Annotated in this window: 6 protein-coding genes and 1 pseudogene (1 of these 7 cut by a window edge); 1 reads left to right on the top strand and 6 read right to left on the bottom strand. The window is 65.9% G+C overall.

Annotation, left to right across the window (positions count from 1 at the left end; genetic code table 11):
- Positions 1–115 precede the first annotated feature (115 nt).
- Positions 116–1,219 (top strand): PQQ-dependent sugar dehydrogenase, encoded by a 1,104-nt coding sequence (locus ACFE99_RS04760; RefSeq protein WP_375482908.1) that lies wholly within the window; start codon positions 116–118, stop codon positions 1,217–1,219.
- Positions 1,220–1,294: 75 nt separating this feature from the next.
- Here ACFE99_RS04760 and ACFE99_RS04755 read toward each other — a convergent pair whose 3' ends face one another.
- From ACFE99_RS04755 to ACFE99_RS04730, 6 genes and pseudogenes are all read right to left on the bottom strand, one after another.
- Positions 1,295–1,783 carry a flavin reductase family protein gene (locus tag ACFE99_RS04755; RefSeq protein WP_375482906.1) on the bottom strand — a complete coding sequence of 163 codons (489 nt, stop codon included), beginning with the start codon at positions 1,781–1,783 and terminating at the stop codon, positions 1,295–1,297.
- Positions 1,784–1,831: 48 nt separating this feature from the next.
- Positions 1,832–2,590 carry a DUF6390 family protein gene (locus ACFE99_RS04750; RefSeq protein WP_375482904.1) on the bottom strand — a complete coding sequence of 253 codons (759 nt, stop codon included), beginning with the start codon at positions 2,588–2,590 and terminating at the stop codon, positions 1,832–1,834.
- The gene (gene hypD, locus ACFE99_RS04745; protein WP_375482902.1) at positions 2,587–3,723 is read right to left on the bottom strand and encodes a hydrogenase formation protein HypD; all 1,137 of its coding nucleotides are present in this window, start codon (positions 3,721–3,723) and stop codon (positions 2,587–2,589) included. The genes ACFE99_RS04750 and hypD overlap by 4 nt, the downstream gene beginning before the upstream one ends.
- 15 nt (positions 3,724–3,738) lie before the next feature.
- Positions 3,739–4,011 (bottom strand): HypC/HybG/HupF family hydrogenase formation chaperone, encoded by a 273-nt coding sequence (locus ACFE99_RS04740; RefSeq protein ID WP_375482900.1) that lies wholly within the window; start codon positions 4,009–4,011, stop codon positions 3,739–3,741.
- 25 nt (positions 4,012–4,036) lie between these two features.
- Positions 4,037–5,149, bottom strand: coding sequence for a hydrogenase expression/formation protein HypE (gene hypE / locus ACFE99_RS04735; RefSeq protein WP_375482898.1), 1,113 nt, complete (start codon positions 5,147–5,149; stop codon positions 4,037–4,039).
- Positions 5,146–5,639 (bottom strand): annotated as a pseudogene (locus ACFE99_RS04730) (SIS domain-containing protein) (it continues 183 nt past the right edge of the window). The gene hypE and the pseudogene ACFE99_RS04730 overlap by 4 nt, the downstream one beginning before the upstream one ends.

Genomic DNA, 5,639 nt, shown 5'->3' with positions numbered 1-5,639 from the left:
GGGACGCGGATGCGGCCCGTCGGGCCGACGGCCTGTGGTCAGCGCATGGCGATGCCAGCCGAGCACCGGCCAACGAAAACCGGGCGGTGCGGCCGGGCGCGGTAACCTGGCCATCATGCGGGTACGGCGGTCGCTGCAAGCCGCGCTGTTCGCCGCGCTGCTGGTCTCGAGCGGCTGCGCGCGGTTCAACGACGCCCAGTCGCAGCCGTTCACCACCGAACCGCAGCGGCGACCGCCGACCACCTCGACACCTCCCCCGCCTCCGCCGCTGCCGGCCAAGCCGTTCCCCAAGCAGTGCCCGGCGCCGGGCGTGATGCAAGGCTGCCTGGAGAGCACCAGCGGCTTGATCATGCTCCCGGACAGCAAGTCCGCGCTGGTCGCCGAACGCACTACCGGTGCGGTGAAGGAGGTCTCGGTCAGCGCTGAGCCGAAGGTCAAGACCGTTATCCCGGTCGACCCGTCCGGCGACGGCGGGCTGATGGACATCGTGCTCTCACCGACTTATTCCCAAGACAGGCTGATGTACGCCTACGTCAGCACGCCCAGCGACAACCGGGTCATCCGCATCGCTGACGGTGACATTCCCAAAGACATCCTGACCGGCATTCCCAAAGGCGCCACCGGCGCGCTGCACTTCACCAGCAAAACCACCTTGGTGGTACTGACCGGCGACGCAGGCAACCCGGCGGCCGCCGGCGACCCGGCGTCGCTGGCCGGCAAAGTAATTCGGATCGAACAGCCGACCACGCTCAACCAGGCGCCGCCGACCACAGCACTCACCGGCATCGGCTCAGGCGGCGGGCTGTGCACCGATCCGGTGGACGGCTCGCTCTACGTTCTCGACCGTGCCCCGACCGCGGACCGGTTGCAGCGGATCTCGCGGGATTCGCGGGTTTCGACCGTGTGGACATGGCCGAATCGGCCCGGTGTTGCCGGCTGCGCCGCCCTCGACGGCACCATCCTGGTCAACCTGATCAACACCAAGCAGACGGTGGCAGTGCATCTCGCTCCGGCAACCGGCGCGGTCACCGGCGAACCGGAAGTCGTCCGCCAGGACACGCACGCCCATGCGTGGGCAGTGCGGATGGCGCCGGACGGCAACGTCTGGGGTGCGACGGTCAACAAGACCGCCGGGGACGCGGAGAAGCTCGACGATGTGGTGTTCCCGCTGTTCCCGCAGGGCGGCGGCTTCCCGCGCACCAACGACGATAAGACCTGATCGGGCGTTAACGCGTCGACTGTGAACCTCCCGACGCCGGTGTGTCGGGTCGCATATTCACAGTCGGCGAGCCGGTCACGCCTCGTGGCCGGGTTCGAGGTCGACCACGTCGGAAAATCTGACCAGATCCTCGGAAGTTTCGGGGGCGTAGCCGCCAACGGGCTCCAGCACATGACCAACATGGTCGCCGAGATCGATGCGGCTCAGCGTCTTGCCGACGAACCACGCGACCGCGTCATCGAGAATGGGCATGCCCTCGGGCCCGCTGTGCCACGCGCAGTGCTCGAATTTGTTGATTCGATCACCGGTTTGGCTGCCGAATAGCCGTGCCAACTCGAGGTGGCCGCGCGCCACGAGATGCACAGCCAGATAGTCGGATTGGCAGGCCACCCCGAAGGTGTGGTTCCGCTTGGAAATCCCGACCAGAAACCGGGGCGGCTGCAAGCTGGTCTGGGTAGCGAAACCGACCAGACACCCGGATGCATGCCCACCGGCCTGGGTGGTCACCACAAACATCGTGTAGTCCAGCATCGCGACCAGCCGGTCGAAAGATTCGTCGCCCATCCGATCATCATGGACTGGCGCGCGAGAATTTGTTGGAGCCAAGCGCACCTACATCCGTGCGAGCCGCTGGTTGGTCACGTCCAATTGCCGCACCGTGCTGTCGGCCAACGCCTCGATCTGGTGGGGCTGCAGCCGGCCGCACAGCCGACCCCAGTGGATCGCAACTACGTCGCCGACAGCCACATCGGGTACGGCGCTGTATCCGTCTACCCACTCGTCGAGTCGACGCGCGGCCGGCTCGGACAGACCGAGCGCGTGGCCGTTCCAGGCCAGTGCGCGACACGACACCTCGATGTCGTCGCCATCGCGGAAAAGCACTGTGCCCCAGGTGATTCGGCAATTGTCGAGGACGCTCAACGGGTGCTCGTCGAGGGGGGATCCCCCTCTTACGCCCAGCAGCCGCGACCACGGATAGATGCCGAACACGTGGAAGCAGTGATTGGCTGCGGCCTCACAAACCAAGTCCGGCCCGAGATGCGTCCAGTAGCGGCCCGCCTGCGGGCCGATGATCGCCAGCAGCTCGTCGACGAACTGCGCCGGGTCCAGCCCGGCGCCGAGACCGCCGCCGAGCCAATACGACTCGACCAGCCGGTAATCGAGCGGGTCGGCGATGCCGGTCATCGTCGACAGCACCTGCAAATACGGCCAGGCGCCGGAGAACTTCGTCGCCGCATGCCGCACCTCGTCCACCGAGCCGTCGCGCAGCGTGGCCCCTAATGGCGGGCCGCAATAGCCCAGCGCGTTAGGGGCGTAGGCGTACCGGGCGAACATCTCCGCCCCGCGCGCCTCCACCGCCGTCGCTGTCATGTCCGTCCCGACGACCCCACAAGCTTGATGGCGTCGCGATGCATCCGCCCGAAGTTGTAGTACGCCGCGCACGCGCCCTCCGGGGATACCATGCAGGTGCCGATGGGAGTCTCCGGAGTACATGCGGTGCCGAAAACCTTGCACTCCCAAGGCTTCAGCACACCCTTGAGCACCTCACCGCATTGGCAGGCCTTTGGGTCGGCGACGCGCACCCCCGGCATCGCGTAACGCAGTTCGGCGTCGAAGTCGGCGAAGTCGTCGGACAGCCGCAACGCGCTTTGCGAAATGAAGCCTAGACCACGCCATTCGAAGTGCGGGCGCAACGCGAACACCTTGCTCATCAATGCCAGCGCCGCCGGATTGCCCTGCTCGGGCACCACCCGCGAATACTGGTTCTCCACCTCGCAGCGGCCCTCGCGGATCTGGGTCAAAAGCATCGCCACCGACGCCAGGATGTCCAACGGCTCGAACCCCGAGACCACCAAGGGTTTTCCGTAGACCTCCGGCACGAACCGATACGGCCGGTTGCCGACCACCGTCGACACATGGCCCGGCCCGATGAAGCCGGATAGCCGCAGATCCGGTGATTCCAGGATGGCCTTGATCGGCGGCACGATCGTGACGTGGTTACAGAACACGCTGAAGTTCTTCAGACCGATTTCGCGGGCGCGCACCAGAGTCACCGCGGTCGACGGAACCGTGGTTTCGAAGCCGATGGCGAAGAACACCACTTGCTTGTCAGGCTTGTCGACCGCGATTTTGAGGGCATCCAGCGGCGAGTAGACGAAGCGCACGTCGGCGCCGCGGGCCTTGGCGTCGAGCAGGCTGCCGTTCGAGCCGGGTACCCGCATCATGTCGCCGAAACAGGTGAAGATCACGTCGGGTTGCTCGGCCAGCCACATTGCGTCGTCGATGCGGCCCATCGGGATCACGCAAACCGGGCAGCCGGGCCCGTGCACCAGCTCGACGTTCTCGGGTAGCAGGTGTTCGATGCCGTGCCGATAGATGGTGTGGGTGTGCCCGCCACACACTTCCATGAACTTGAAATGGTCGCGCTCCCCGGCCAAGTGCTTGATCGCAACCAACAGTTTGCGGGCGGCCGCCGGGTCGCGGAACTCGTCGACGAATTTCATAGCAAGCCCTTCCCGTCACACGATCGCGGTTGAGTCGAAAGCTTCGATTTCGGTGGCGTACGCGTCGCCCATCTTCTTGACGGCCGCCAGCGTGAGCAGTGCCTCGGTTTCGTCGATCTTGGCCATCGCGAAGCCGACGTGCACCAGCACCCAGTCATCGGGTTGCGGCATGTCGTTCTCGAGCAGCCGCACCGAAATTGTGCGCTGTACTCCGCTGACATCGACCTTGGCCAAATAGTTTTCGGCGTCGGTGATTTCGACGATCCGCCCCGGTATTCCCAGACACATGTTAGTTCCTTCCTCGCCGCCTCCGTCAGCAGATCCGCGGCAGCGGGTCACCGACGAGCATGTCGACGATGCGGGTACCGCCGAACCCGGTGCGGACCACCACGGTTTCCGCGGGCTCCGCCACAATCTGCCCGATCTCGGCCGCCTCGGCACCCAGCGGATGCGACCGCAACGCCGCCAGCGCCGCGTCCGCTTCTCCGGGCGCAACGACAGCGACGAATTTGCCTTCGTTGGCGACATACAACGGGTCGATGCCCAGCAGCTCACAAGCGCCACTGACCATAGGGTGCACCGGAAGCCGCTCCTCGTCGAGCACCACCCCCAAGCCACAGGCCTGCGCCAACTCGTTGCAGACCGTGCCGACCCCACCCCGGGTGGCGTCCCGCAGCCAACGCGTCGACGGCGCAGCCGCCAACAGCACTTCTACCAACGGGCTCACCGACGTGGTGTCGGAACAGATATCGGCCTCAATCGCCAAGTCGCCGCGGGCCAGCATCACCGCCATACCGTGATCACCCATGGAACCCGACAACAGCACCTTGTCGCCGGGACGAACCGACTGCGCAGACAAGCGCCGCCCAGCGGGGATTACCCCGGCGCCGGTTGTGGTGATGAATAGCCCGTCTGCTGCCCCGTTGGGCACCACCTTGGTGTCGCCGGTGACGATCTGCACAGCCGATTGGGCGGCTGCCGCCGCCATGTCGGCGACAATCTCCTTGAGCTCGGCGATCGGGAAACCCTCTTCCAAGACGAACGCCGCCGAGATCCATTGCGGTACCGCCCCCGCCACCGCCAAGTCGTTCGCGGTTCCGTGTACCGCCAGCTCGCCGATCGACCCGCCCGGAAACCGCCTGGGCTGCACCACAAACGAATCAGTCGACAGCACCAGCCGCTCGCCGCTGGGCAAGCTGATCACGGCGCCGTCACCCAGCGACTCCAAAAGCGGGTTACGAAAAGCTTCCATAAACACCGCATCCACCAGCGCGGCCGAGGCTTTTCCGCCGGCTCCGTGTGCGAGGGTGATGTGGTCGTCGAGCAGCCGGGGCCGGCGCCTGCGGAAAGATTCGATGCGCTCGATCACCTCACCCTCGGCGAAACGCGGACCGGAGGAGAGGTATTCACTTGCCGGTTTGCTCATCGGGCCTCCGCTCGCTGGCTGGCCATGTGCTCGTGCACTGACAGCCACAGCTCGTAGCCCAGCAGGGCTTGGGATTCCTGAATTCGGTGCACGCTCTGGGACCGGACCACGAAACAGGCGTCGACATCCGCGCTTTTGGCGAATGCGCCGCCGTCGTATCCGGCGAAGCCAATGGTGTACATGTCGCGCTGGCGTGCCTCGCGTAGCGCCGCCATCAGGTTAGGCGAGCTGCCGCTGGTCGACATCGCGATCGCGATGTCTCCCGGCTTGGCGCGGGCAATCAACTGGCGGGCAAAGACCAGCTCGAAGCCCACGTCGTTGCCCAGCGCGGTCAAGATCGCCTGGTCGGCGGTCAACGACCAGGCCGGCAGCGGCGTCCCAATAGGCGGGCGGGCGAAAAGCCTTGCCAGCGTGGTGGAGTCGGTGCAGCTTCCGCCGTTGCCGAAGGTGAATAGTCGGCCGCCGGCAGCGAAACGACGCGCCATCTCGG

The organism is uncultured Mycobacterium sp. (genome assembly GCF_964249325.1).
Classification (GTDB): Bacteria; Actinomycetota; Actinomycetes; order Mycobacteriales; family Mycobacteriaceae; genus Mycobacterium.
Note: the sequence above shows the minus strand (reverse complement) of the source record. Positions and strands in the feature narration are given on the sequence as shown.

Coding starts and splice junctions, on each gene's coding strand:
- ACFE99_RS04760 (WP_375482908.1), top strand. CDS start 116: ATGCGGGTACGGCGGTCGCTGCAAGCCGCGCTGTTCGCCGCGCTGCTG.
- ACFE99_RS04755 (WP_375482906.1), bottom strand. CDS start 1,783: ATGGGCGACGAATCTTTCGACCGGCTGGTCGCGATGCTGGACTACACG.
- ACFE99_RS04750 (WP_375482904.1), bottom strand. CDS start 2,590: ATGACAGCGACGGCGGTGGAGGCGCGCGGGGCGGAGATGTTCGCCCGG.
- hypD (WP_375482902.1), bottom strand. CDS start 3,723: ATGAAATTCGTCGACGAGTTCCGCGACCCGGCGGCCGCCCGCAAACTG.
- ACFE99_RS04740 (WP_375482900.1), bottom strand. CDS start 4,011: ATGTGTCTGGGAATACCGGGGCGGATCGTCGAAATCACCGACGCCGAA.
- hypE (WP_375482898.1), bottom strand. CDS start 5,149: ATGAGCAAACCGGCAAGTGAATACCTCTCCTCCGGTCCGCGTTTCGCC.